The organism is Aestuariibacter sp. A3R04 (genome assembly GCF_018860805.1).
In the GTDB taxonomy this organism is placed as follows: domain Bacteria; phylum Pseudomonadota; class Gammaproteobacteria; order Enterobacterales; family Alteromonadaceae; genus Alteromonas.
This window is the reverse complement of record NZ_JAHKQR010000011.1, coordinates 1,336,740-1,361,776: the sequence shown is the minus strand read 5'-3', so window position 1 is coordinate 1,361,776 and position 25,037 is coordinate 1,336,740. Positions and strand designations below refer to the sequence as shown.

Here is a 25,037-nt window from a genome sequence, read left to right as displayed (position 1 = left end):
TATTGGCTTTTTTGCAAAGAAGGTGGTTAAATTGTAACCGCCTTTTGATTTAAAACACTAACAAATTTACCTAAGCAAGGAAGCCGAAAAATGAAAAAACAATTCGCAGTGGCGTGGTTATTGATCAGTCCATCAGTGTTAGCGGGGTTAAACGAATACGAAGCTGCCGCCGGCGCATTTTGCGAAAAAATGAAGATGTGTATCAACGAGGAAATGGAGAAGCAAATGAGCGGTAACATACCGCCGGAGATGCGTCAGATGGTCGATAGTATGTCAGCGCAAATGTGTCAACAGTATGTGCCGAACATGTTACCCGATGACACCATGAGCGATTACGATGAATTACTCGACGCGGGCACTGAATGCCTCCAGGAAATGATTAACATTCCTTGTGATCAGTTTGAAAGCATGAATGAGCCTGCGTCGTGTAAAAAAGCGCAGGCAATGGCTGATTCAATTTCTAAAACGCGCAATTAGGGTTTCACTTAGCTGTTGACTGTTATGCTGGATAACGTTGAGCAAGCCCTGCGTAAACCAGCTCGCTGTAGTCAGCAGCTTCAATATTCAGCGTACTGAGCACTTCTACCAGATGCTCGTTGTCTTCCTTACCAGCCCATATTTTTTCGTACGTCCCTTCTTTGTAGCCGTTATCCTGGCGGAAAAAATTCAGTACGTTTTTGCCCACATATTGCTGAAACAGCGAGTCGGACGTCATCTCACACTGGGTAACGATACGCATAAACAGCGGTACGCTGAAGCGTTTGGCAGCACAGAGCCCAGCCATTAGCTCCAGGTTGTCCAGCAGTGACTGTTTATCGGGAAAATAATCGGTACCGTCGAAGTTTACCTGTGTTTGCGATTGCGCGAGCTGTGCAGACAATGCATTTGCTGTTGCCTGTATATTGCCTTTGTAGTCAATAATGCTGGCAGAGAGGGCGAAGTGCCAGATATCCACTAATTCCATTTGCAGTTGAGGTAAATCCTTCTTTTGTGCCTTCCACCATTTCCAGCCATGATGGTCTATGGCTTCCACCGATTCAACCATCGCGGCACGCAGGTAACCGTAGCCGGCAGTGAGCCACTGAGGATTGACCTTTGTGTTCATTTTATTTTGCAACGATAGCATCGTTGCGAGTTGTTGTTGGCTGAGCATGATCTATTTTCCGTTGTACATTCAGGTGCAAATTGTATCGGACGATGAATACAAAAGAAAAGGGGCGTGCCAGATTAATCTAGGGTGGCATGATGCGTCTAACTATCGCTGAGCTGCTTATTTGTGGTGCGGTTGCACCATTATCGTCGTGCACTTTTATTGAAATTACAATTCATTATATTTAAGTTATTGAAAAATAACGTAAATAAAGTTGGCACACAGAATGAATAAGATAAAAGTGTTATTTGAGCTTTCTCTTGGCGTTAACCTATTCCGGTGCCAGGCAACGCCTGAATAGGTTGTCATGAGTGAGCCCATAACCTTACCCATACAGATTTTTCGTGTCCTGAGGTCTGTATGGGTTTTTTTCTTTTACATCAAGTACACACTGCCATTTTTTCGAAAATTTCCAGCTAAACGCAACCCTCTCTGGCAGTCGCCAGATTTATCCCTTAACATAGAAAAAAACACAATCTTTCGGGTGACCATTGTTAGCGCTTTATCCGTCAAATAAGCTTGAGCATCTCAGCTTTCTGCTATCAACGCTGTTAAAACAACAACCTGCTCCTGTTTTTCGTTCTCAGACTATCTTGGTAGAAAGTCCTGGAATGCAGCATTGGCTAAACATGGCGCTGGCCAAGGAGCAGGGCATTGCAATGAACCTGGGCTTCCCCCTGCCAGTGCGATTTATGTGGGATACGGCGAGGGAGATCCTCGGAAGGGATGAAGTACCACAACAATCGCCCTACCGGCGGGAAGTCTTGGTGTGGCGTATTGATAAAATTTTGCGCCATCCAGATTTTTGTTCAGCTCCGGACAGTGCTCCCGCGTGTAGTTACTGGCAGCAAATTGATAACACAGAAGAAGCAAGCGTTCAGCGTTTGCAACTCGCCACTGCGGTGGCGGACGTGTTTGAACAGTATTTATTGTACAGGCCGCAGTGGCTTTTTGCCTGGGAAGAGGGGGATACGGTGAATACCGGTAGCGACGATGAGCTGTGGCAGCGCCGAATTTGGCGTATGTTAGTGAGCGAGCAGCCCAACCATCCGGCGCGCTTACATCGCCGGGCAATCAATGCCCTCAATGAAGAAACCGCCGGCGCTACACTACCGGAAAATGTCATTGTTTTTGCTATTAATACCATGGCTCCTCAGCTTATTCAGTTTCTGGACGCGCTGGCTGGACATACTGACATCCATCTTTTCCATCTAAATCCAAGTGTGAGTTTCTGGGGCGATATTAAAAGCCAGAAAGAGCAGGCCAAACTCTTGCGGGAGGAGGGGATCGCAAAGTGGGCACAGGCCGCACAGGACAACCCACTGTTGGCTAACCTCGGGCAGCAGGGAAGGGACTTGTTTAATTTGTTGACGCCTCTGTCCAGCTATGAAGTGGCGGCATTTGACGTCGAAGAGCCGGAAAGTGGGCCGGAGCCCCAAACTTTACTGTCGCGGTTACAGAAAGATATATTGCATGGTGAGGCACCTCTGCCATCTCAAACAAGTATTCCCCTCGACCACAGTATTTCCGTGGTAAGTTCACACACTGAACTTCGGGAGGTTCAGGTGTTGCACGACCATTTGTTGCGTATGATGAATGCACAAAACGGGGCGTTGAAACCTGCAGATATTGTGGTGATGTGTCCAGCCATAGAGCACTATGCCCCTTTCATAGACGCTGTTTTCCAGCGCGCGGGCAGTGCGCAGGATGAGAATGAGGATACGCCCAGGCTTCCCTGCTCAATAGCCGACCGCTCGCCACTGGACGCCGACCCCCTTGTGGCCGCTTTTGTACAATTACTGACATTGCCGGACAGTCGTTTCGAAGTGTCCAAAATTATGGATTACCTGCGGTTTGAACCCATTCAACGCAAATTTGGTATAGCGTCGTCAGATTTGGAAATCATGAGCGTTTGGTTACAGAAAGCCCATGTGCACTGGGGGCGGGACAATGAGCACAAATCTGTCACACTTGAACAGCCATCATCCGATTTATACACCTGGCAGTGGGGGCTGAAAAGACTGTTGTTGGGTATGACGCTGGAAGATACCGCTATGGTGACCGATGGTCTGCTTACTGTGCCGGACGTTGAAGGCCAGAACATGGTGGTATTGGGTAAGCTCATTCATCTGTTGAAGCAATTGTCTTATTTCACGTCACAGATGCGTCAGAAACGAACGCCGGAGGCGTGGCAAGTGTTTCTCGAGCAAATGAAGAACGCGTGTTTTGAAGTACCTTCGCAAGATCAAAGTAGTTGGGATGCCCTGAGCCGTGCTTCCGCGGATTTTGTAACCCATTGTGCCGAAGCGGGGTTCGATGATGAGTTGACGTTAAATCAGGTGCGAGACGTGCTGATTAAGCAATTTAGTACACCCGATGCAGCGAATCATTTTCTCACAGGCCAAATTACCTTTTGTTCCATGTTGCCCATGCGCAGTATCCCGTTTCGCGTGGTGTGTATTTTAGGGCTGAACGACGGTGAATTCCCCCGTCAGTCCACACCTATCAGCATTGATTTGATGGCGCAGCAGCCCAGAAAGTTAGGAGACAGATCCAGGCGTTTGGAAGACCGATACTTGTTTCTTGAAGCGGTTATCTCCGCGCGCGATCATTTGTACCTTAGTTATCAGGGAAGAAACAGCAAAGATAACACGGCCAGGGAACCCAGTTTAGTATTAGCAGAGTTTATGGATGTGCTCAACCAGGGCTATGGTGTGATAAGAAACTGCACAAAACAGGCCGCATTACACCCCTTTAGTCCGGATAATTTTACCGGCGACAGGCCTGGCTTTGACAAGGGGTGGTTCCGCTTAGCTAAGGCACTGCGCGAGAAAGCTCAGTTGCAACCTGCGTCCTTTAGTCCCACCGATGACGACAGCGAATGGCAAACGCTGACGGCCCAGGTACTGGCGCGCGCGTTTGACCACCCGTTAAAAACGTTTGCTAATCAGCGCTTAGGTGTATGGCTTGAACAGCAACAGCCGTTGTTGAGTGATACTGAGCCATTTGATGATAACCCTTTACTTCGCTATCAAGCGGTAAGTTCAATGTGTGCCGCTCTGCTGGACGCTCAGGATCCGCTACGCCTGCGCCAGCACCTCGTTTTGTCCGGGGAATACCCGGACACGCCATTAACCCAGCAGCGCATGGTCGAGTGGCAAAGTGGGGCGACCTCGTTAGTCAATGCGCTGGGTATAGCTGACGGTCAGCAGAACAAAGTGGTGGTGGACACTTCTGCCGGAGCTGTTCAGGCACAAGCATGGCAAGGGGGGGATAAACTGCGTTTGTTACACTACGGCAGTCAGTCAATCAAGCGTCTTGTAGAGCAATATCTGACGTTGTTGTGTTTTAATGCCGCAGGTTACTCCCTGCCGTTAGACGTTTTTTTTCTCAAGTGGGTAAAAGGTGAGGCTCAAGTGCGTAAAGTGAGTTTTGAACCTTTGATTTCCACTATTGCTGAAGAGCGTTTGGCCCGTTTTGTGACCCTGTATGAAAAGATTCTGACGGTGCCGTTTCCTGTTTTTACCAGCTTGGGCTTTGCACTGTTAAAAAAATATACGGCAAATCACGACGCGTCTTATCCCGGTGGATTTACACAATGGCTATTAACGCCAGAAGGAACCGCTGCATGGGATGGCGAACTGTCTTCAGATTATATGAAAGACAGTCTTCAGAGCGATGTCTATATCACGTGGTTTTATCCTCAAGGCCTGCAGGTGGACGATTTTCCCGCCGATGCGATTGCAGAGATCCTCATGCCATTATTGGGCTGTGAAAAAGAAGAGAAAGTGTCATGAATAGTGCACACAAAAGCAGGCCTTTGGATGTGTTGGCCATGCCATTGAAGGGCAGACATCTAATTGAGGCCAGTGCAGGAACCGGCAAGACGTTTAATATTACCCGTCTTTTTCTGCGGTTGCTGATAGAGAAAAAGCTTTCCGTTCAGCAGATCCTCATTATGACATTTACGAAAGCTGCTACAGAGGAAATTAAAGGTAGAATCGCCGCATCCTTGCGTGAAGCATTGTCGATTTGGAAGGCGGCAATGGAAGATGAGGCCTCACTTGCGCAGTGTGATGTGGTGTTTCAAGCTCTCTATCAACTTGCGCCAGGAGAAGAAGGCGCGACCGCTTTACAGGCGGCATTACTTGAGCTGGATGAAGCGTCGGTGTTCACCATTCACGGCTTTTGTAACAAGGTCATGACAGAACTGGCGTTTAATAGCGGTACGCCTATGTCGGTAAATCTGGAAACTGACACCAGTGGGCTATGGGAGCAGGCAACTGGAGACTGGATACGCAAAATTGCTGTCGATTCTGAGCAATACGGGATGTTGCTGGAAAAAGGGTGGCATGTACCCGAATTGTTTTTGTCTACTTTTGCCCAGGCGCTGCAAAGTGGCCTCGACCCTGTCTATCAAGACATCCAGGCCATAGACACTGACTTTGAAAGAGAAATGGCGGAGTTTACCGGGTCAGTTCAAGAACAAATGGCAGACAGGTATGAGGAACTCGACGGGGCATACCCGGCTATTGCATCCTGTCTTGTTGAGCCCAAGGCACCAAAAGAACGTCAAAAGCGCGAAGGTGAATGGCGGGCGCTGATGGGCTGGCTGCGAGCTAAAGAGGTCGTTGAGCCAGAAAAGGAGGCATTGAGTTTTTGCAATGCGGCGCGTTATTCCAGACATCCGGAAAAAGCGCGGTTGGCAAAGTGGTTGAAACCCGTCGTCGAGTTGGCCAAATACATAAAAAACACGCCGGTTCGTTTGGCTGCAGCGCGGGAAAAAAAACGAAACGAAATTGCTCGTTATCGGCTACTTTGTCAAGGATTTAACTACATAAGACAACATGTCGCAAATGCCAAACGAAAACTCGGAGTAGTGGATTTTGATGATCTAATCCGTTTACTGGCTAAACAGGTATCGAGTGGAAACCGTGCACTTACTGAAACCCTTCGCCAGCGATTTCCTGTCGCGTTGATTGACGAATTTCAGGATACAGATGCTCATCAGTACAGTATTTTGTCTGGTATTTACCCAAGTCACAGTGATGACACAGCGCTGATGATGATTGGCGATCCTAAGCAAGCCATTTACGGGTTCAGGGGCGGTGACATATTCACATATCTGGAAGCCGGTAGAGAAGCGACTTACCGTTGGGTGATGGACACAAACTGGCGTTCGGTAGCAAGTATGGTGGACGCTTACAACCGGCTCTTTTTTGGCGGTCCACAGGAAGAAGGGGGAGGAGATGTCTTTGGCTTCGATATTCACTACGAACCGGTAAAGTCCACTCCTCTTGCGAAGGCCGCCAAGCAGCGATTTGTCGATCCCCAACAACGGGGGGCCTTAACTTACGTGATCCATCCTAAAGAGGAGGGCGCGTCAGTGGCATTCGAACAAGTTGCTCGGCCTCTGGCGAAGTGGATGAGTCATGAAGTTCTGCGCCTGCTGAGTGAGGCTACCCTTAATGACAAGCCACTGCTGCCAGCAGATATAGCGATCCTCGTTCGTACGGGCAAAGAAGCCGATGTGGTAAAAGACGCACTTGGCAAAGTGGGGCTAAGTGCGGTGTACCTCAGTGGTAGTACACCCCTTTTTGCATCGTCAGATGCTGCGGATTTATACCGTGTTCTGGATGGAATATGGCACAGTGAACAGGTACAACGGTTGTCAGCAGCACTCACCAGTCCACTTCTCGGTTACTCCCATGCAGAAATGGTCGCCATGCTGCACAGTCAGGATGACGTGCTTTGGGAGACCTGTATGCTGAGGGTCAACGAGTTGCGTACAATTTGGGTAACACAGGGCTGCATGGCTCTGATACTGGAACTGGTGCGCAAGTATTACACACCTGTAGATGCCGATACTGAACGGCATTTAACCAACTATCTTCATCTGGCTGAAGCTCTGGAAAAAACGGCCACCGTGACACCTCAGCCAGAGCAGCTGTTACTTTGGTTACATCGTCAGATCCACGATCCTCAAAGCTCTGATGAACTAACACAACGTTTGGAAAGCGATGCACAACTTATTCAGATAGTGACACAGCATGGCTCCAAAGGGCTTGAATATCCGGTGGTTTTTGTGCCTTTTGCCAGCAGCTATCGAAACCCCGTTAAACACGGAAATAAAGAAGCTGCGTTTTATCGTTACTACGATAACGAGGCTAAACAGCAGGTGCTTAGGCTCGATAAAACCGCTGACGGGGAAAATCGCATGCGCGAAGAAGCGGAAGCGGAATCGATGCGGTTGCTGTATGTGGCGGTTACCCGGGCTGCCTATCGTTGTTATTTAGGGATTGGTCCGTTCAACGACAGCCATCGTTCTGCTATTGCCCGCGCCGTGAACGTAAATGAGAATTACGATTGGCAAGCAAAACTTAGTCAACTGATGTCGGAAAACGGACAGTCACACACCGGATATCTCAATTCTACGCCATTGCCGGTCTCATCATCGGTGCCTCCAGAACAAGCTGAGTTGGCGGCGTTAAGCGTGGCTCGTTTTACAGCTGACGTTAAGGATGTCTGGCGTTTGTATTCCTTTAGCGCGCTCACCCGTCAACAATTATCTGTAAAGCACACGCACCGAGATGAGGAGTTTCTCGACGATATCGCTGAGCCTGTATCGCCAGCAGATCTTCCAGCGCGCTTTACCCTAGAGAAAGGCGCCAGAGCGGGCAATTTGCTGCACGACATCCTGGAATTAACCGATTTCACCGCTCCTGACTGGGAGCTTTACCGAGATATGAAAGCGCGATTGGCTCTGGATGATGACAATTACGATGCCCTTACTGACTGGCTCAGTGAAGTACTCGATACGCCACTACAACCGGGGTTGACTCTTTCTTCACTGGAAAAGCCCCGCACCTTGCGGGAAGCCGAGTTTTATTTTCCAGTGGAGCATGCCAATTGGTGGCAGTTAAAGCGATTGTTAACAGCTCATCGCGAGGCGTTATCTGGGAAAGCTGCATTGCCGGTGCCAAACATTGCCAGACCGCAGTTGCAAGGGATGATGCACGGGTTTATTGATCTCATTTTTGAGCACGACGGCAAATTTTATGTCGCCGATTACAAATCGACCCACCTTGGGAACCGTTTTGAGCGCTATCATCCGGATGCGTTAAACCGCAGTAATCAGCAACACTTATACGATTTGCAATATTTGCTTTACTCGCTGGCGTTACATCGCTATTTGCAAGTGTCTTTACCTGACTATCAGCCCGACGTGCATTTCGGCGGCGTTTACTACTTGTATCTCAGGGGTATGTCGCCAAAGAACAACAATGGGGAAGGGGTGAGCTTCGCGTCCATACGCGTTGAGGATTTGCTCACACTTGATGAGGTTTTTCGCTGCGAATACAATGAGATGCAAAAATGAAAACTGTGGAAGAAGTAAACCGGCAGTTGTCGGATGTGGAAGCCATCGACGTGTACCTGGCGCAGACATTGTGCCAACAGCATGAAGTAAAAAAGGAGATGCTGACGGATGACGTGGCGTTTTATCTTATTGTGGCTTTGTCGTGGCATTTGCGCCATGGGCATACCTGTCTCGATCTCGAGCATATTGCCGGGTCCACATGGTTTGCCAATGAAGAAAGTGACAAGGCTGGCTATACGTTTCCGTCGCTAACGGTACTTGCTGATACGGCGACGGCGTTGGCCACCGGGTCTGCGGAAGTTGAGCCTCTCATTTATGAGCCTTACAAACTATACCTGAGTCGCTATCAGGTGTTTGAAAAAGAGGTGGCGGCTGGGGTGGCTCGAAGACTTAAAACTATTGCGTTTGACGACAAACAGTATGATGTACTGCGCAGTGTGTGGCCCCACTTATTCGATTGCTCAACTCACGAGGAGCAGGACTGGCAGCAGATAGCGACGGCATGTGCCATTACCCGTCAGTTTGCGGTGATTAATGGCGGGCCAGGCACGGGGAAAACCTATACTGTGGCACGGCTCTTAATCGCTTTGCAAGCGGCCGCTTCAGCACCGCTGAATATCCGTTTGGCCGCGCCTACGGGAAAAGCTGCACAGCGGCTAACTGAGTCGGTAAGTAACAGTTTGGCGGCAATCACTGCACCGTGCGTAGATGCATATAAAACGCGTATAACGACTCAGGCTCAAACCCTTCACCGGTTGCTGGGCATGCGTCCTGTGCAGTTGCAACCAAAATACCACCAGGACAACCCTATTCACTGTGATGTGTTGATCATTGACGAAGCATCGATGGTTGATTTGGCGCTTATGGCCCGGGTGATACGGGCGTTGCCCTCCCATGCGCATTTGTATTTGGTGGGAGATGTCAATCAATTGCCCGCGGTAGAGTCTGGCAACGTCCTTGAAGCGCTAGCTGGTAGCAGCGAGGAACACTTGACAGAGATTACCGGTGCGCTGCATACACATTTGTTGCGGCTATGTCCGCACTTACCACCAATTCAGGTAAACGAGCGCAGTATTAACACTGTGTTTTCTCTTAAGATCAGCCGACGTTTTAGTGGCAAACTTGCCGAAGTGGCCGAAGCCATTCGTCAGGGGGATGTTTCTGCCATCGATAAGTCTGTTGTGCCTTGGGAAGTATCGTCGGGAAACCTGTTTGAAAATAATGCCGTGTGGTTGACTTCGGCAACGAGTTCAACGGCGCTGCGTGAATTGGCTAAACAGAGTTTTTCTCCTTTACTAAAGGCTTCGACGCCAGGGGAGGCACTGATGGCGATTGCGGAATGTAGATGGCTGACGCCCACCCGTCAGGGGGCGCATGGTGTGGAAGCGTTGAACAATTTGGTTGAAACATCCCTTTCAAATCAGCGTGTTTTCCGACAGTCACACTATCACGGCAGACCAATAATGGTGATGGAAAATGATTATACCCAGCGGCTTTTCAATGGTGATACCGGCGTAATCTGGCAGGACGATGACGGTGTATTACGGGCGTATTTTCAAACGGCAGAAACAACATTGCGTAAAGTGAGTTTGTCTCGGTTACCGCGGGTTGAGACTGTCTATGCCATGACTATCCACAAATCACAGGGGTCCGAATTTAAGCAGGTGGTCATCTGGATGCCGGAGGCATCGGGAAAAGCGAAGCGCTTATTTACCAGAGAGTTACTGTACACGGGCTTGACGCGAGCGAAAAATGGCTGTTTGTTGGTGGGGGATAAAGTGCGTATTGCCGATATTCTGGCAATTAAATCAACACGGTTTTCCGGCTTGGCTCAGCGGGTTGAGGCCTTGTGGTATTCGAATCACACAGATGAGAAGTAAAATAAGCAATCCGATTTCGCAATATCCGGATGCAACGCAAGTATATATAGTTTTAGAGGCGTGATGACTTTCAGACAATTGTCGTTGGCGCAGAAAAACTGTTCGGCCTGCTCAGTGCCCTTGTCTCCCACGACGCGAAAATGTTTAAGCTGGTCGTGGTCTACCCAACCAATGACGTCGCCGGGAGACAAAATTCGTCTGTCGAAATCCTGTAATTCACTGGTTAGCGTGCAACTCACCCCGAAGACGGGTTTGTCTGCAAAAGCCAAATCTGCACTGCGTTTTAATTCCAGTCTTTTGGGAGTGGGGATTACGGCTATGGCGTTTCCTTCCATATTTTGAGGGTAGTGCTGCCACATTGCTAGCAAGCGCTGGTAAAAAGTACTGCTTCCGGCGGGCGCAAAATTTACGGGTAGATAAACAGATATGACAGGGCAGGAAACCGGTAGGTTGGTTATTGCACCTGTGGAATACGGGCAATACATCATTTCCCGACAAAAATACGATGCAAGGCCGCGATGTTTGTCAGTATTTTTGCATGCCATTGCCAGCGGCGTGGCAGAAACGGGGTTGTCGTGAAAATTAATAACACAATCCGGGTCTACGGTTTCGATAAATTGCAAAATATCGTGAGCCCCATGATGAGGCTGATATAAAAAAGGTTCACGGAAACAACGATTCAGGTCCCGACTTCCCGGCAAATAAGGGCGGGACAGCACGGGAGACCGGCGGGCAGCGTCAACAGAGATAACGATGACCTTCATACTAAAAGCCGGTGTGATTTGATTTTGCAGTAAGGTCAACAGTGAACCTAAGGCATGGGGCTCGTTTCCCCTTATTAGGGCGGTGATCACCACGCTTGTTGATAGAATACCGTCAACGTGAAATACCGTGGGTCCTGGCAACGCCTGTACGAGATCTTGAGGGGTGTCTGGCACCTTAGTGTTTGACACATTGTAAATGTGGTATAGGCCGCCTTCTTTCACACATTTTTCTTTCAGTGATGTTTTCATCTGCTGCTATTCAGCCTGTTAGCAATGGAATGATAAACAAGCATAGTGTTTGTGATTTTGTTCGCGTTGACGCAGATCAACCGGACTTTGTATCAGCCCAAGCAAAGGGGTTTGTCGCAGGTAAGTTTCGGTTAGACGAGATAATTTGCATCGCACGGCTTAATCGGGGTAAGTTAAAACCACGTCTGCACACATAATAATAATCCTGAACAAACCGCAGATTGTCAGTATTGTTCAAAAAATAACGCTCACTCACGACACAATTTGAAGGAATCTAATTGGAGAACTCACTTTGCGTAAACCCCTAACGCTGATCCTGCTGCTCATGTGCAGCCAAGTATGGGCGGCCCAGCCGTCTGTGTCTGAATTCACTCAATCAATGTCTGCCTACGATGGCTATATCCCTTTTTATTACGACGAATCCAGCGATAAAATTTATCTGCGCATTAACAAGCTGGATACCGAAATGCTTTTACTCACCAGTTTGCCACAGGGCGTCGGCTCCAATGATATTGGCCTTGATCGCGGTCAGTTGGGAATGACCCAGGTGATTAAATTTGAACGGCATGGCAATAAAGTATTAATGAAAGCGCTAAATACCCGCTACCGTTCTGAGACAGCCAATACCTCAGAACAAGCGAGTATTGATGAAGCCTTTGCCGATTCTGTTCTGGCCGGGTTTTCAGTTAAAGCTGCGTCTGGTGATGAGGTAGTTATCGACTACACGCCGTATCTGCTCAGCGACGTACATGGAGTAGGCGACCGGCTTGCCCGCCGAAAACAAGGGAACTTTAAAGCGGATCCCGCGCGCTCGGCAGTGTTCATGGCGCGAACGAGAGCTTTCCCTAAAAATACGGAATTAGAATCCATCGTAACCTTTGCTGGTACAAAACCAGGCGAGTACGTACAGCAGGTGACACCAGCCCCAAAAAGTATCACGGTGCATTTGCACCATGCATTTATTGAACTACCCGATGACAACTATACCCCAAGGGCATATCACCCTTATTCAGGCTATTGGAAGCGAGGATATTTTGATTACGCTACGGCAATTACTGAGTCCACGGAAGTTAAGTTTATTACCCGTCATCGCTTGTATAAAAAAGACGTGAACGCGGAGAAAAGTGAACCTGTTGAGCCCATTATTTATTACTTGGACCCCGGTGTGCCCGAGCCAGTCATGAGCGCCCTGAAAGAGGGCGCACTGTGGTGGAATGATGCGTTTGAAGCTATTGGCTACGACAATGCGTTCCAGGTGAAGGTGTTGCCGGAAGGTGCAGATCCAATGGATATTCGCTATAACATGATAAACTGGGTGCATCGCGCAACTCGCGGTTGGTCTTACGGTTCTTCCGTGAAAGATCCCCGTACTGGTGAAATCATTAAAGGTAATGTAACGCTGGGTTCTTTGCGTGTTCGTCAAGATTATCTCATCGCCCTCGGGCTAACCAGTCCTTACGATGGAGAGCAAACCACAGACGCTCAGCGGGAGATGGCATTGGCCCGTATACGTCAACTTTCTGCTCACGAGGTGGGTCATACGCTGGGAATCGCACATAACTTTGCTGCCAGTGAAAACGGCCGTGAATCCGTGATGGATTATCCCCATCCCAAAATGAGTATCAAGCGCGGAAAAATCGTGTTGGATGATGCCTATGATACAGGCATGGGAGAGTGGGACATGCACACTATCGCTTACGGATACCAGGACTACGCCAGTCCAGAAGCGGAAGCAGAAGGGCTCGCAGCGCTCATTGCAGCAACCCGCGATACGGGGATTGCGTTTAAAAACGACTGGGATACCCGTGCAGCACACCATCCGTCCAGCAATGGTCACATGTGGGATAATGGCAAGGACCCGCTTGATGCTTTCGACGAAATAGTCTCTATTCGCAGTCTGGCACTCGAGAAGTTTGGGTTAACTAGTATTGCGCCTGGAGCGAGCCTCTCGTCGCTGGAAGATACCCTTGTGCCGGTTTACCTGTTACACAGGTATCAGTTAGAGGCGGTAGCGAAGCAGGTAGGCGGACTGGTGTATGAGTATGAAAGAAAGGGCGACTATCCAACGCCCAAAGGCGTGCAGCCCGTAGCCGGTGAGCAACAAAAGCGGGCGGTGAAGAAGTTACTGCAGGCTACGTCACCTGAGTTTTTGCGCTTTCCCGATGAATTACTTAAGTTAATTCCGCCCACAGCCTTTGGTGATGACGTTACCCGCGAGCAATTTAATAGCCGCATGGGGTTGGCGTTTGACCCTGTCAGTGCTGCGGAAGCAGCGGCGAATTTCAGTTTTACGTTATTGTTGCATCCGGAACGGTTAAACAGACTCATGTGGCAGTCGGCTCAGGTCCGAGGAATTCCGTCGCCAGGTGACGTGGTAGAGCGAATTTTTTCCCAACACTGGTATGAGAAAAATCAAGCGGAATACGGAGTTAACGCCAGGTTAAGGCTGGTGGCGTTAAATGCGGTCATGACAGCCGTGACTTCCAAAGAGCTGGCACCAGAAGCGAAGTTGTCAATGGACAGTGCGTTGCTTAAATTGAGTGACTGGCTGGATGACAAGGGAAAACTTCCCGGCGCCGAGGTGCTTCATCAACAGCTAGAGCTATATTTTGAAACAGGTGAATGGGTAGGCGGGTTCGAAGCCAAAGCACTGCCTCCTGGTTCACCAATTTAACAGTAAAAACGGTCGCCATTTGGGGACCGTTTTTTTTACCGTATATTTAAATTTCAGTATATTGGGTAAACACTTTGTACAACTGGGTACCACTGAGTACTGATGCAGAGGGAAAGTGCAACATGGGAATAAGATCACACGGTGCTGTGATATCAAAGCTACCGGCTTCGTTGTCTAATTCATCGATGTTCAACACGCGGGCCATGACTTGTCCCTTTTTCACTTTTTCACCGGGTTTAGCACAGTATTCCACCATGCCACCCCAGTCGGTGTACAAGGTTTTGTAATCAGACAAGTCCACGCCAATGCGCGTCATCTCTTTTGGCTGGTGGGAGCCTTCGGGCAAGCAGCCTTTGGCAGCGAGATAACAAAGTATGCTGGCTGCATCAATTTCCCCTTCAGAAAACTTAATGACTTCCTGGCTGCCCATTTCCAGGGTAAAACCCACGACGTCAAAGTGATAGGGCCGGCCAAACCTGCTCTCAAGGTGTTCTTGCAGGGTCCACCACGGACAAAATGTCGCTTCATCTAACGCACCGGCGAACACGTTGGGAATAAAGATACAGTGAGGAAAATTAAACAAGCGAGCAGCGTTTTTGGCAAATTCAGGTATGTATATATGCCTGGTAGATACGGGCCCATTGTGTAAGTCGAGTACGGCATCGGCAGACACGGCCAAGCGTTGCAACTTGAGATTGAGCTGTTGCGCTAGCCCTAATCCCCAGGGGGACGCCAGTTTTTCTTCAATACACGCTGCCCAGTACGCGCGAAACTGTTGCCTTATTTCATCAATGTTGTCTTCCGGCTGAACGGTATCGGCAAAGTCTTTTACTTTTTCAGCATCGAAGAAATAGCCACGATTCCAGTTAGTACCATTGACGGGATCGAAACGCCCCAACGTGTATTCGCCGGCTTTGATGTTTGTACCAACGGGATTGCAGTTGGGCACGAGGATTATTTCGCCTGCGATAACTTGCTTTTGCAATGCTTGGATTAAATGATAAATCACCACGTTGCCTTGAACTTCAGCACCGTGAATCGAGCTCTGAATGTAAATGGTTGGGCCGGGAATATTGCCTTTGAGTCTGTAAACAGGCACATTCATGCTTCTGCCAGAGGCGTTTTGTGCCACCACCATGTGAGATTTTGTCAGTGTTGTCATAGCTGTTCTGCTGGTTGAGTTTGGCACACCTGGCAGTGTGCGTTTGGGGGGATGGTAAAACTGTGCCATTGGAAATGCAGGCCGTCAAAAACGGTGAGCTTACCTACGGGCAACACACCAAACCCAGTCAATATCTGTAGGACTAATTGTGCCTGACTAACGCCAATTAATGATACCACTGGCGACAATATACCGGTTTCGGTACAACTGAGTTCAGTTTGGGTAAAACGTTGTTCAAGGCAGCCATAACACGGCATTTTTGTGTGAGGGATACTGACGAACAGTTGCCCTTCAAAGCGAACAGCGGCACCGCTTACCAGCGGTGTGTTGGTTTGCCAGCTCACTTCGTTATTCAGTCGTCTGGCCGCGAGATTGTCAGTACAATCAACAATTACCTGGTGTGATTCAGAGAGGGCCTGCAGAGCGGGCTTAGTTAATCGTTCATCGACGGTGTCGATAACGCATTCCCGATTGATCATGGCCAGTTTTTCTTTTGCCGCGGCTACTTTTGGCATGCCGCACTGGTTGTCTGAATACAACCACTGTCGGGGTAAATTCGTAGCATTGACAACATCATCATCAACCAGGGTGAGGTTGCCTACGCCACTGCCACAGAGACTTTGTGCAACGGCGGTACCCAAACCGCCCATGCCAATAATTAATACTTTGGCGCGGCAAATTTTTTCCTGACCATCGAGGTCTATTTGAGGCAGAACTATCTGCCGGTTATATCGCATTGCTTGAGTATGCGTTAGTGTATCTGGCATAGTATGGGACACGTAAACAGCGTAATGGCTCTAGGCGAACATATAGAGACAACAATATTACGTGTAACATATCATAAATAAAGCGATTCGCCGCGTTTGATTTAATTCTCAGGAAACACCATGCCGTCTTCAGTTGTAGCATTAAATATTGCCGTATTAACCATTTCAGACACCCGCACACTGGATGAAGATAAATCGGGAGATTATCTGGTACGTGCTCTATCCGAAAGTGGTCATACACTTGCAGACAGAACACTGGTTAAAGACGATATCTACGATCAACGGGCGATTGTATCGGCCTGGATAGCCAGGAAAGATATTCATGCAATACTCATCACCGGTGGCACCGGCTTTACCCACAGAGACTCTACTCCTGAGGCCATTTCCGTATTGTTTGACAAAACCGTAGACGGTTTTGGTGAATTGTTTCGCCATATTAGTTATCAGGAAATCGGCACCTCAACCATTCAATCCAGAGCGATAGCCGGGTTTGCGAACAACACTGCTATTTTTTGTTTGCCAGGTAGTACTGGTGCTTGTAAAACGGCTTGGGATGGTATTATTCGCTCACAACTGGATGCCAACTATCGACCTTGCAACTTTGTTAAACATCTTACGGGAGATATGTAATGACGACGCTCAGTCATTTAAACGACCAAGGAGAGGCTAACATGGTGGATGTGTCTGGTAAGCGCGATACCCTTCGCACTGCATTAGCTGAAGGTTATATAAAGGTCTCTGACGCGGTGCTTAGTGCGATATCCACTGAAACCGTAATGAAAGGGGATGTGTTTGCCGTCGCTCGAGTGGCTGGTATTCAGGGGGCTAAACGGTGTGCCGACCTAATTCCACTGTGCCATCCTTTACCCTTAACGAAAGTAGACATTCAGTTTGACGTCCAAGCAAAATCGGGGCGTATAAAGGTTACTTGTCTGTGCAAAGTAACGGGCAAAACCGGCGTCGAAATGGAAGCGCTCACCGGGGTTAATATTGCCTTGTTAACTCTGTTTGATATGTGTAAGGCCATCGATCCGGCAATGTGTATAGAAAATGTGCGCGTTGTGAGAAAAGAAGGGGGCAAAAACGGCCTGTGGCTAGCGGAGGAACAAGCATGATTACAGTGAGAGCGTTCGCACAGGTCAGAGAGGTTACCGGCGAGGATACTTTTACCTTGTCGTTGTCGACACCAACGGCTACCGTCAGCGAAATAAAGGAGCTGTTGAGTCAGCGATCGGCCCTGTGGCGTGAAGTGCTTGAATCCGGTGTGCTATGTGCTGTGGAGCAAGCTGTTTCTGATGACAATACATTAGTATCCGACGGCACCGAAGTGGCGTTTTTTCCACCGGTAACAGGAGGTTAAATGTTCGTTGATGTTTGTCAGCACACGCTTGATATTAACGGATATCAAAACCGACTACACGAACACAGCACTAACGCAGGGGCTATTGTAACCTTTTGTGGGTTGGTCAGAGATTTTAATCACGCTGGGTGTATCGACGGTATACATCTGGAGCATTATCCAGGGATGACAGAAAAAGCCCTCAACCAGTTGCTTTGTGCGGCCAACACTCGCTTCGACTTGCTGAATGCGGGCATTGTGCACCGGGTCGGTGATATTGCCAATCACGAGGTGATAGTGTGGGTCGGTACCAGTGCTTACCATCGGCAGGCCGCGTTTGATGGGGCAAGTTATATGATGGATATGCTTAAACAATCAGTTCCTTTGTGGAAAAAAGAATACCAAGGAGGCAGGGGCGTTTGGGTACACAAGAAGCACACTGACGAATTGGCTGCAATGAAGTGGTTGCAGGAAGCGTCCGGTACAAAGGAGTCGCGTTGAGTGAAGTGGAAAAACGGAGTGTACGGTTTATTGACGTGTTTTCTGCTCCTGTGTATCGGATCTGCGCAGGCTGCATCGCCACAAAATACAGTACACATTGCGGTGGCAGCCAATTTTGCTCAACCTTTAAAAGCGCTGGCAGCAGAATTTCAGAACAAAACCAACATCAAACCCGTTATAACTGTAGGTTCAAGTGGTGCGCTCTATGCGCAAATAATTCACGGTGCGCCTTTCGATGTTTTTTTATCGGCAGATACGGTGCGTCCAGAGGCTTTGGTGAAAAACGGTAAAGCAGACGGACAAAATTTAAAACCCTACGCAAGAGGAAAGCTGGCCTTCGTTTATCGCGGTGCACCGATCTCATCGGTGGCACACTTTCTTGAGCAAAATGAAAAAGCCGTTGTTGCGCTAGCGAACCCGCGCTTGGCACCCTACGGCAGTGCCGCGCAATCTGTAATTATCCAACTGGAGCCAGATAGCAATCGCCGATTTGTGAAGGGGCAAAACGTTTTGCAAGCGATGCAGTATTTTCAAACCGAGCATGTCGACGCCGCTTTTGTTTCCTTGTCTCTTGCCATGCAATCTGAAGTCAACTACGTCATTCCACCGGCGCACTGGTATGCCCCGATCGTCCAGTCTATGGTTATTGTAAAAAGGGCGGAGCACCCATATGCAGCGCGTCGATTTATGCAGTATTTACTGTCTAAAGACGTCCAGTCCAGATTAAAAAACTGGGGATATGGCGCTGCAAAAAAACAGCAGGGAGGTAGCTTTGGACGCTGATCTTTCTGCCATTTTGCTCACTGCAAAATTAGCAACGGCAACCAGTATTATTTTAATGCTAATTGCGGTTCCTCTTGCGTGGAAACTCTCTCGTTGGAAGCACAAAGCAAAGCACTGGGTATTGGCGGTGGTCGCCTTGCCGTTGGTACTTCCTCCCACTGTGCTTGGGTTTTATCTTCTCGTCGTTTTTTCCCCCAACGCTATCGGCGGGCAACTATGGCAAGCGCTGGTGGGGGAGCAGCTCGCTTTTTCTTTTGCCGGCCTAGTTGCTGGCTCTGTCGTGTATTCGCTGCCATTTGCCGTACAACCGCTTTACGCCAGTTTCATTCAGTTGGACAGTCGTTACATAGACGTAGCGAGAACGCTTGGCATGTCAAAATGGTCCTGTTTTAGACGCATCGTTATGCCCATTTGCAAGCCAGCGTTTGTGGTTGCGCTGGGACTGAGTTTTGCCCACACAGTGGGTGAATTTGGCGTGGTATTAATGATTGGTGGTAACATTCCTGGAGAGACTCAGGTATTGTCTATCGCGTTATTCGAACATGTCGAAGCCCTTGACTACAGTCGTGCTCATCTTCTGGCCTTTGGCTTACTGATATTTTCTTTTGTCATGATGGGGCTCATGTATCGCTTCAACCGCAACGGAGTATCTGCATGGAAGTCCTAGTAAAAGCAGAATTGCCGGGACTGGCATTACACGCCAGTTTATCTTTTCCCGAACAAGCAAATTTTATTGGAGTGAGCGGCCCCTCGGGGGCTGGTAAGTCTTCTTTACTTCGGTGTCTTGCCGGACTGAACAAAAAAGCCAGTGTTAGTGGGTGCTGGGGAGGCCCGCTGCCCGGCAAAGCCAGAGTTGGTCTGGTGTTTCAGGACAGCCTGCTTTTTCCTCATTTGTCTGTGGGGCAAAACCTGCTTTTGGCAGCGGATTTTGCCCGTCAACAAATCTATCACTTCGACGAGGTGGTATTGGGGTGTCAGTGCAGTCACCTGATGACGCGGATGCCAGATTCGCTATCAGGCGGAGAGGCTCAGCGAGTGGCGATTGCCAGAGCTTTGCTTAATTCACCCGATATTCTGTTACTGGACGAGCCCGTCAGTGCCATGGACAGCAAGCTAAAACACAGTGTCTTGCGGTATTTGTCTTCGTTAGCTGCCAAAGGGTTGCGCGTGCTAATGGTATCCCATGACCTTAGGGAATTGGCATTGTATTGTGAGTATATGGCCTGGTTAGAACGTGGAGCCATGATCCATCAGGGGAGGGCCGGGGAGGTAATTGCAGCCATTACCGAAGAGGCCTCGGAGTTTGAATTTCCATTTTCAGTGTTAAAAGGGCATCTATCAGCAACACTTAGTGCCCATGCTTGCTATGAAATTAGTTGTGAGCACTACCATATTTATGCTCGCCACCCTTATATTGAAGGGAACAACGCTACGTTAACTGTAGATGCCAGGGATGTCAGTATAGACCGTGAGGCCGCACTGTCGTCCTCCATAGTGAATAGTATACCCTGTTCCGTGGAACACGTTTCTGAGCCCCGGGAAGGGCAAGTCATGGTTACGCTCAAAGCCGGTCATCAACGGCTATTCGCGCTCATAAGTCAGCTCTCTCAGGACAGGTTGGGCTTTACTCCAGGAGAAGCCGTCACGGCCAGGTTTAAGCTCAGGTGATCAAATAACCCGGGAATACCGGTGTAGATTTTTCTTACTGGCTAGGTACGCATCAAATGTCATAGCGATAACCCGAATCAAAAGCCGAGCGCTAGAGGTTGCGAAAATCGCGTGAGGCGTTACGGTTAATAGTCCGTCGTCTACAAACGCCTGTAGCTCAGTCAGTTCTTCTTTGAAATAATTGGCAAAATTAATCGCAAAACGGTTTTCTACGTCGTTGACGCTGAGCGCTAAATTACACATAAGTTGTTGAATGATGTAGCGTCTTATTTGGTCATCTGAAGAGAGAAAACAGCCGTGATGCTGACTAGGTTTGCCCTCGTCCAGTTTGCTGTAATAATCATTCAGTGTTTTCGGATTTTGCAGGTAAGCCGGGCCTACTGCGCTTATGGACGATACGCCTAAGCCCAGCAAATCCAGATCGCCCATGGTTGTGTACCCCTGGAAGTTTCGGTGCAGTGTGCCACTGCGCTGTGCCTTTGCGAGTTCATCGTCAGGAAGGGCAAAATGGTCCATGCCAATGAGCTCGTAACCGGCTCCATTTAACGTTTCCATGGCCAGCTTCATCAGTGCCGTTTTACTTTGCGCTTGGGGCAGCCAAGCGTTATCAATCTTTCTTTGTGCAGCAAAGCGCGCAGGCAAGTGGGCATAACTGAACAATGACACTCGCTGTGGTCGCATGGTGAGTACGTGGCTCAGCGTTTCGGTAAAGCTCGAAAGCGTTTGGTGGGGCAAACCGTAAATTAAGTCTAGGTTTACCGATGTCATGCCAAGTTGCTTTGCGTGTTTTACCAATGTTGCAATGTGTGAAGTGTCCTGCACCCGATTTATAGCTTCCTGAACTTTTTCAGTGGTGTCCTGCACGCCAATGCTCACACGGTTAAATCCCAGTTTAGATAGGCCGCTAAGGTATTCGGTGGTAACACCTCTTGGGTCAATTTCGATACTCTTTTGTGCACCTTTCTCTACTGAGAAATGAGTGGTGAGCAGGGCGATTAATCGCGTATGTTGAGCAAGTGTAAGAAAGCTTGGCGATCCCCCTCCTAGGTGAATTTGTTTGACAGGAGGTGCTTTTGCACAAACAGGGAGTTGTCTAATTTCTTTTTCCAGGTAATCCAAATAGCGGTCGGCTTTGTCCTGGTGACGGGTAACAACTTTATTGCATCCACAGTAGTAGCACAACTGATGGCAAAAAGGGATATGGATATATAACGACAGAGCCTGTTGCTGCGATTGTACAAACGCGTCTTTGAGTGGAAGCTTTTGGGTGAGAGGTCCAAATTCCAATGCTGTGGGATAGGATGTGTAGCGTGGACCGTTTATGTTGTATTTATTTAACAGCGGTTCATTGAATAGACTTTGCACAGACATTGAATACACTCGATATTGACTAAAGAATCACGAGTGTAGGGGTATGGCGCGCCGAGTGTATTGATCTCGTTCAATGAAGATGTGTAATTATGGGCACTTTTAGGTGGTGTGTCTGTTTTGCTGAACAACGAGCTTAACTCTGCCTAAAACGGCCTGTGATTCATCAGTGAATGGCGTGTAGTTTGTTCGCAAGCAATAAAAAACGGCTCCTTACGGAGCCGTGGAGGTACAGGGGGGGCCCTGCTTACCATGATGAAAGGTCTACACCTTTTTTGTTTTGACGAAACTAGCGCTGAGGACGAGCAAGCAAGGCACTGGGTAGTGATTTTAACAGCATGGGTTTATTGTGTTGGCCGCGTGTCGCTTGCTGCTCACTACTTTGGTGAGTTGTGGATTTTACGTCGTTGTACAATGGATACAATGCAGTCTGTTTTGATTGGCGTGCTTTCTTTTGCAATGCAGTATCTACTGTCATTCCACCATCGTGTTCTGCTGGTGTCGCTAAACATCCGAATGAAATCAGTATGGGAAGTATTGCTGCTACTGTCTTTACTATTTTCATTGTTTTGGTTCCTTCAAAGAATGACGTGCGTCGGCGTAATTGCCTATATAGCTATTACAATTTAAAACCTCGATGAAGGGAAATACGAGAGTAATACCAAAGTATATAAAATAATACAGAAATTTTCTAAATTTGTTATTTTTCAAATAGTTGCGAGTTTTCGTTTGTGTAAAAAATGCGCTCCACGCAGTGAAGCGCCAAACGTGGGTAAACCCACATACCATGTTGAACGGGGTTGCCAGCAGAATTTTAATAGGAGGTACCTCAGTGGAACTGTCGTGAAAACCATATATTTGGTATTTTACGGGATACCCAAACTCTTATTTTAAGTGATTGATTTTTTTATTAATAGATAAAAGCGGCGTTACCGCCGCTTTTTGTAAACGGGTTTTCACCCGTTACCATGTTGAAATGGTTTTTGAAATATGGAGAGCAGAGTGTTAGAGGCGTTTGGCCAATTCACCTGCGATAGGGTTGTCTTGGTAACCACCTTCAGAAACCCATGCCTGAAGTGTTTTGCCATCTTTTTCAGGAGCTGTCAGGTCATTTTTTGGCATCTTTTTCACCAGCAATGTACCTGCTTCAACAGCGTTGTTCAAAATCGCTGTTCTGATTAGACTATTACCACCACATGAAATGCCAGAGTAGTAATCACGCAGCTTTAAGCGATAGTCAGACTCTACAAGTCGAATCTTTTTGCGCAGCTCACCCTTGTCATCAGCTTGTACGATTGTACAAATGTTAGCCAGTGCGTCGTTGATGTTAGCTTGCGCTACGCCAGTAAAACCTAAACCCATTGCTGCTACTGCAAAAGAAGTCTTAACAATTTTCAACATGGTTAATTCCTCGAATAGTTGTTTAAAAAGTTGTGTTGTTTGTTCGGGTTTAATTAAACAAAAAAAATAACGATGAGAAAAGAATAGCGATAATACTTTGGTATACAGACTTATACTTTGGTCGCAGGTGAACTGCAACTGAGGGGTGCTACAGATACCACGTTAGTATAGAGCAACGCTTTATCATCATGGCTTACGCCCTCAAACATGAACAATGTTCACTCATAGGTCAGGTTTTCTTCGTCGGACTGGACCTTTCCTTTTGCGACAACATATCATTGAGTTTTTCGCCCCCCTTAGCACCGAAATCGAGTGTTCTGATGGGGAAGGGGATTAATATATCCGCTTCATTCAACGCGTTTTGGATTGTTACAATGGCATCGTGACGCACCTCCATAAAATTGAATTCTCCAGGGTAGGCAATCCAAAACCACACCAGCAGTTTTACGCTGCTGTCACCAAATGATTCAGCGTATACATTAGTTTCATCTTTTTTAATGACGTATTTTTTGTCGTTCAATGCGGTAACAATTACTTCCCTGGCTTGCTCTGGACTATCGGCATAGGATATGCCAACAGGTATTTCCAAGCGACGCACACCCAGTACACTGTAATTTGTGAGAATGTTTCTGAACAAAATTTTATTGGGAATGATCTCTCGCTGACCAAAAAATGTGGTGACCAGGGTATTTCTCAGGTTGATGGCTTCCACGTTACCAAAAACACCATCAGCTTCTATTACGTCGCCAATTTCAAAAGGCTTTCTGATCCCCATGGCGATACCAGCAATAAAGTTTTCAGTGAGATCCTGGAATGCGAAACCAATAGCAAGGCCTACTATACCAGCACCAGCGAGAAGTGAAGTCACAGTGCCCTGAAGCCCGACAAAATCAAGGGCAATAAAAATACCTGCAGAAATGACCCCCGCTTTTACAATGGAGGTGAGTAATTCCGCAATCTGTTTGGATTCAAAGGTGCGAGTGAGTACCCGGCGCACTCCTTTCCCTATTACATTGGCCAGAATCCCAAAGCCAATGGCAATAATGATGGCCACCACAATATTGGGTAAATGTTTAATGCTGCTTTCCAACCACGTTTGCAGCTTTTCATTTATGAGGGCGTAAACTTTATCGATTTGGGGAAATTCCATGATGCTCCGGCCGCTAGTTACTTTTGATGGTATGGTTACATCAAAATTCGAACCAAAACGACTCGGTGTTTACTCTACTGTATTTATTGGCTTTTAAGCGAAATTTAACAATGAGAAGGGATAAAAGTGTGAAATTTTTTCACGTTTATGGAAAAAGGACATCATAGGGGCGATGGACGGTTTGGGGAAGTAAGCCGCTATCAGTCCTGCACTGGGTTTCGGCGTGTCAGTTGATCCGTAAACTTCTCCGTCCGCGGTGCAGACGCAAGTGTTTCGTGAATACTTGAGTAAAGATGCATTTGAATTCAAAGTAATCAAAAGGCAAGAAAAGGTAGAGAATAACGATGGCTAGATATACCCAAGCTGAGTGCCAAGCGGCGCTTGATTCACTTAATACTGACCTACCGGAAGATGACAAGTGGACACTAGTAGACGACACCTTGTGTAAAACATTTCGCTTTAAGCATTTTGTTGATGCTTTTGGCTGGATGACTAAAGTTGCGATTTGGGCGGAGAAGTTAAACCATCATCCCGAATGGTTTAACGTTTATAACAAGGTGGATGTTGTCCTCACTACCCATGATGCAGGAGGGATATCGGAAAAAGACATAAAACTAGCGAAGAAAATGGATAGCTTTCACTGACGGGTGCTGGTTATTTCTGCGTTTTGTTGGTTTATTGTTCATGTGGTCAAAAAAATGCAATATTGTGCTAGTCAGGCCTTGCTAAGACAAAGCGCCTATGTATAATACGCACCTCTCAAGCGCAAGCTGAGAAGTAATACGGACGCGGGATGGAGCAGT

At 47.9% G+C, this 25,037-nt stretch carries 21 protein-coding genes; 13 read left to right on the top strand and 8 right to left on the bottom strand.

The genetic code is table 11. The annotated features are described in order from the left end of the window. Positions 1-90: 90 nt before the first annotated feature. Positions 91-477, top strand: a complete 387-nt coding sequence (locus KO518_RS15480) for a hypothetical protein (RefSeq protein ID WP_216026688.1) — start codon at positions 91-93, stop codon at positions 475-477. A 22-nt stretch (positions 478-499) separates the two neighbouring features. Here the strand turns inward: KO518_RS15480 and KO518_RS15475 are convergent, their stop codons facing one another. After that, positions 500-1,153, bottom strand: a complete 654-nt coding sequence (locus tag KO518_RS15475; RefSeq protein ID WP_216026687.1) for a dUTP diphosphatase — start codon at positions 1,151-1,153, stop codon at positions 500-502. 488 nt (positions 1,154-1,641) lie between these two features. On the opposite strand from KO518_RS15475, the gene recC reads away from it, so the two are divergent. The 3 genes from recC to recD are packed head-to-tail and all read left to right on the top strand — an operon-like array spanning position 1,642 to position 10,408. After that, the gene (gene recC / locus KO518_RS15470; protein ID WP_216026686.1) at positions 1,642-4,947 is read left to right on the top strand and encodes an exodeoxyribonuclease V subunit gamma; all 3,306 of its coding nucleotides are present in this window, start codon (positions 1,642-1,644) and stop codon (positions 4,945-4,947) included. Continuing rightward, on the top strand, positions 4,944-8,528 hold the full coding sequence (gene recB, locus KO518_RS15465) for an exodeoxyribonuclease V subunit beta (RefSeq protein WP_216026685.1): 3,585 nt from the start codon (positions 4,944-4,946) through the stop codon (positions 8,526-8,528). Before recC ends, recB begins: the two co-directional genes overlap by 4 nt. Then, positions 8,525-10,408 carry an exodeoxyribonuclease V subunit alpha gene (gene recD, locus KO518_RS15460; RefSeq protein WP_216026684.1) on the top strand — a complete coding sequence of 628 codons (1,884 nt, stop codon included), beginning with the start codon at positions 8,525-8,527 and terminating at the stop codon, positions 10,406-10,408. The genes recB and recD overlap by 4 nt, the downstream gene beginning before the upstream one ends. Here recD and KO518_RS15455 read toward each other — a convergent pair. Beyond that, positions 10,390-11,421: a hypothetical protein gene (locus tag KO518_RS15455; protein ID WP_216026683.1), complete on the bottom strand. Its 1,032-nt coding sequence runs from the start codon at positions 11,419-11,421 to the stop codon at positions 10,390-10,392. The genes recD and KO518_RS15455 overlap by 19 nt on opposite strands. Positions 11,422-11,746: 325 nt before the next feature. Between KO518_RS15455 and KO518_RS15450 the strand changes: the two genes are divergently transcribed. Further along, a complete protein-coding gene (locus KO518_RS15450; RefSeq protein ID WP_216026932.1) occupies positions 11,747-14,095 on the top strand; it encodes a zinc-dependent metalloprotease in 2,349 nt (782 codons plus the stop codon). Positions 14,096-14,141: 46 nt separating this feature from the next. Here the strand turns inward: KO518_RS15450 and KO518_RS15445 are convergent, their stop codons facing one another. Both KO518_RS15445 and KO518_RS15440 read right to left on the bottom strand, forming a co-directional pair. Further along, positions 14,142-15,257, bottom strand: a complete 1,116-nt coding sequence (locus KO518_RS15445; RefSeq protein ID WP_216026682.1) for a succinylglutamate desuccinylase/aspartoacylase family protein — start codon at positions 15,255-15,257, stop codon at positions 14,142-14,144. Beyond that, positions 15,254-16,024, bottom strand: a complete 771-nt coding sequence (locus KO518_RS15440) for a molybdopterin-synthase adenylyltransferase MoeB (RefSeq protein ID WP_216026681.1) — start codon at positions 16,022-16,024, stop codon at positions 15,254-15,256. The genes KO518_RS15445 and KO518_RS15440 overlap by 4 nt, the downstream gene beginning before the upstream one ends. 120 nt (positions 16,025-16,144) lie before the next feature. On the opposite strand from KO518_RS15440, the gene moaB reads away from it, so the two are divergent. Genes moaB through KO518_RS15405 form a run of 7 tightly spaced genes read left to right on the top strand, consistent with a single transcriptional unit; the run spans position 16,145 to position 20,315 of the window. Continuing rightward, a complete protein-coding gene (moaB, locus tag KO518_RS15435; RefSeq protein WP_216026680.1) occupies positions 16,145-16,654 on the top strand; it encodes a molybdenum cofactor biosynthesis protein B in 510 nt (169 codons plus the stop codon). Beyond that, positions 16,654-17,139 (top strand): cyclic pyranopterin monophosphate synthase MoaC, encoded by a 486-nt coding sequence (moaC, locus tag KO518_RS15430; RefSeq protein WP_216026679.1) that lies wholly within the window; start codon positions 16,654-16,656, stop codon positions 17,137-17,139. Before moaB ends, moaC begins: the two co-directional genes overlap by 1 nt. Next, positions 17,136-17,384: a MoaD/ThiS family protein gene (locus tag KO518_RS15425; RefSeq protein WP_216026678.1), complete on the top strand. Its 249-nt coding sequence runs from the start codon at positions 17,136-17,138 to the stop codon at positions 17,382-17,384. Before moaC ends, KO518_RS15425 begins: the two co-directional genes overlap by 4 nt. Continuing rightward, entirely contained in the window at positions 17,385-17,864 is a 480-nt protein-coding gene (locus KO518_RS15420; RefSeq protein ID WP_216026677.1) for a molybdenum cofactor biosynthesis protein MoaE, read from the top strand. It abuts the gene before it with no gap. Continuing rightward, entirely contained in the window at positions 17,865-18,647 is a 783-nt protein-coding gene (modA, locus tag KO518_RS15415) for a molybdate ABC transporter substrate-binding protein (RefSeq protein ID WP_216026676.1), read from the top strand. It begins immediately after the preceding gene. Further along, positions 18,637-19,314, top strand: a complete 678-nt coding sequence (gene modB, locus KO518_RS15410) for a molybdate ABC transporter permease subunit (protein ID WP_371742339.1) — start codon at positions 18,637-18,639, stop codon at positions 19,312-19,314. The genes modA and modB overlap by 11 nt, the downstream gene beginning before the upstream one ends. After that, positions 19,302-20,315, top strand: a complete 1,014-nt coding sequence (locus KO518_RS15405) for an ATP-binding cassette domain-containing protein (protein WP_216026674.1) — start codon at positions 19,302-19,304, stop codon at positions 20,313-20,315. Before modB ends, KO518_RS15405 begins: the two co-directional genes overlap by 13 nt. Here the strand turns inward: KO518_RS15405 and hemN are convergent, their stop codons facing one another. From hemN to KO518_RS15385, 4 genes are all read right to left on the bottom strand, one after another. Then, positions 20,316-21,686: an oxygen-independent coproporphyrinogen III oxidase gene (hemN, locus tag KO518_RS15400; protein ID WP_216026673.1), complete on the bottom strand. Its 1,371-nt coding sequence runs from the start codon at positions 21,684-21,686 to the stop codon at positions 20,316-20,318. Between the two features lie 286 nt (positions 21,687-21,972). Beyond that, positions 21,973-22,248, bottom strand: a complete 276-nt coding sequence (locus KO518_RS15395) for a hypothetical protein (RefSeq protein WP_216026672.1) — start codon at positions 22,246-22,248, stop codon at positions 21,973-21,975. A 440-nt stretch (positions 22,249-22,688) separates the two neighbouring features. Continuing rightward, positions 22,689-23,084 (bottom strand): DUF3718 domain-containing protein, encoded by a 396-nt coding sequence (locus KO518_RS15390; protein WP_216026671.1) that lies wholly within the window; start codon positions 23,082-23,084, stop codon positions 22,689-22,691. A gap of 229 nt (positions 23,085-23,313) precedes the next feature. Then, positions 23,314-24,234: a mechanosensitive ion channel family protein gene (locus KO518_RS15385; RefSeq protein ID WP_216026670.1), complete on the bottom strand. Its 921-nt coding sequence runs from the start codon at positions 24,232-24,234 to the stop codon at positions 23,314-23,316. A 344-nt stretch (positions 24,235-24,578) separates the two neighbouring features. Between KO518_RS15385 and KO518_RS15380 the strand changes: the two genes are divergently transcribed. Then, entirely contained in the window at positions 24,579-24,878 is a 300-nt protein-coding gene (locus tag KO518_RS15380) for a 4a-hydroxytetrahydrobiopterin dehydratase (RefSeq protein WP_216026669.1), read from the top strand. The last annotated feature ends 159 nt before the right edge of the window (positions 24,879-25,037 follow it).

Excerpts from the sequence above, each read along its gene's own strand:
- KO518_RS15445 (WP_216026682.1), bottom strand. The coding sequence starts at position 15,257 with ATGACAACACTGACAAAATCTCACATGGTGGTGGCACAAAACGCCTCT.
- KO518_RS15385 (WP_216026670.1), bottom strand. The coding sequence starts at position 24,234 with ATGGAATTTCCCCAAATCGATAAAGTTTACGCCCTCATAAATGAAAAG.
- KO518_RS15405 (WP_216026674.1), top strand. The coding sequence starts at position 19,302 with ATGGAAGTCCTAGTAAAAGCAGAATTGCCGGGACTGGCATTACACGCC.
- moaB (WP_216026680.1), top strand. The coding sequence starts at position 16,145 with ATGCCGTCTTCAGTTGTAGCATTAAATATTGCCGTATTAACCATTTCA.
- KO518_RS15390 (WP_216026671.1), bottom strand. The coding sequence starts at position 23,084 with ATGTTGAAAATTGTTAAGACTTCTTTTGCAGTAGCAGCAATGGGTTTA.
- KO518_RS15425 (WP_216026678.1), top strand. The coding sequence starts at position 17,136 with ATGATTACAGTGAGAGCGTTCGCACAGGTCAGAGAGGTTACCGGCGAG.
- KO518_RS15395 (WP_216026672.1), bottom strand. The coding sequence starts at position 22,248 with ATGAAAATAGTAAAGACAGTAGCAGCAATACTTCCCATACTGATTTCA.
- KO518_RS15440 (WP_216026681.1), bottom strand. The coding sequence starts at position 16,024 with ATGCCAGATACACTAACGCATACTCAAGCAATGCGATATAACCGGCAG.
- KO518_RS15475 (WP_216026687.1), bottom strand. The coding sequence starts at position 1,153 with ATGCTCAGCCAACAACAACTCGCAACGATGCTATCGTTGCAAAATAAA.
- KO518_RS15420 (WP_216026677.1), top strand. The coding sequence starts at position 17,385 with ATGTTCGTTGATGTTTGTCAGCACACGCTTGATATTAACGGATATCAA.
- KO518_RS15380 (WP_216026669.1), top strand. The coding sequence starts at position 24,579 with ATGGCTAGATATACCCAAGCTGAGTGCCAAGCGGCGCTTGATTCACTT.
- KO518_RS15480 (WP_216026688.1), top strand. The coding sequence starts at position 91 with ATGAAAAAACAATTCGCAGTGGCGTGGTTATTGATCAGTCCATCAGTG.
- KO518_RS15450 (WP_216026932.1), top strand. The coding sequence starts at position 11,747 with ATGTGCAGCCAAGTATGGGCGGCCCAGCCGTCTGTGTCTGAATTCACT.
- hemN (WP_216026673.1), bottom strand. The coding sequence starts at position 21,686 with ATGTCTGTGCAAAGTCTATTCAATGAACCGCTGTTAAATAAATACAAC.
- recD (WP_216026684.1), top strand. The coding sequence starts at position 8,525 with ATGAAAACTGTGGAAGAAGTAAACCGGCAGTTGTCGGATGTGGAAGCC.
- moaC (WP_216026679.1), top strand. The coding sequence starts at position 16,654 with ATGACGACGCTCAGTCATTTAAACGACCAAGGAGAGGCTAACATGGTG.
- recB (WP_216026685.1), top strand. The coding sequence starts at position 4,944 with ATGAATAGTGCACACAAAAGCAGGCCTTTGGATGTGTTGGCCATGCCA.
- KO518_RS15455 (WP_216026683.1), bottom strand. The coding sequence starts at position 11,421 with ATGAAAACATCACTGAAAGAAAAATGTGTGAAAGAAGGCGGCCTATAC.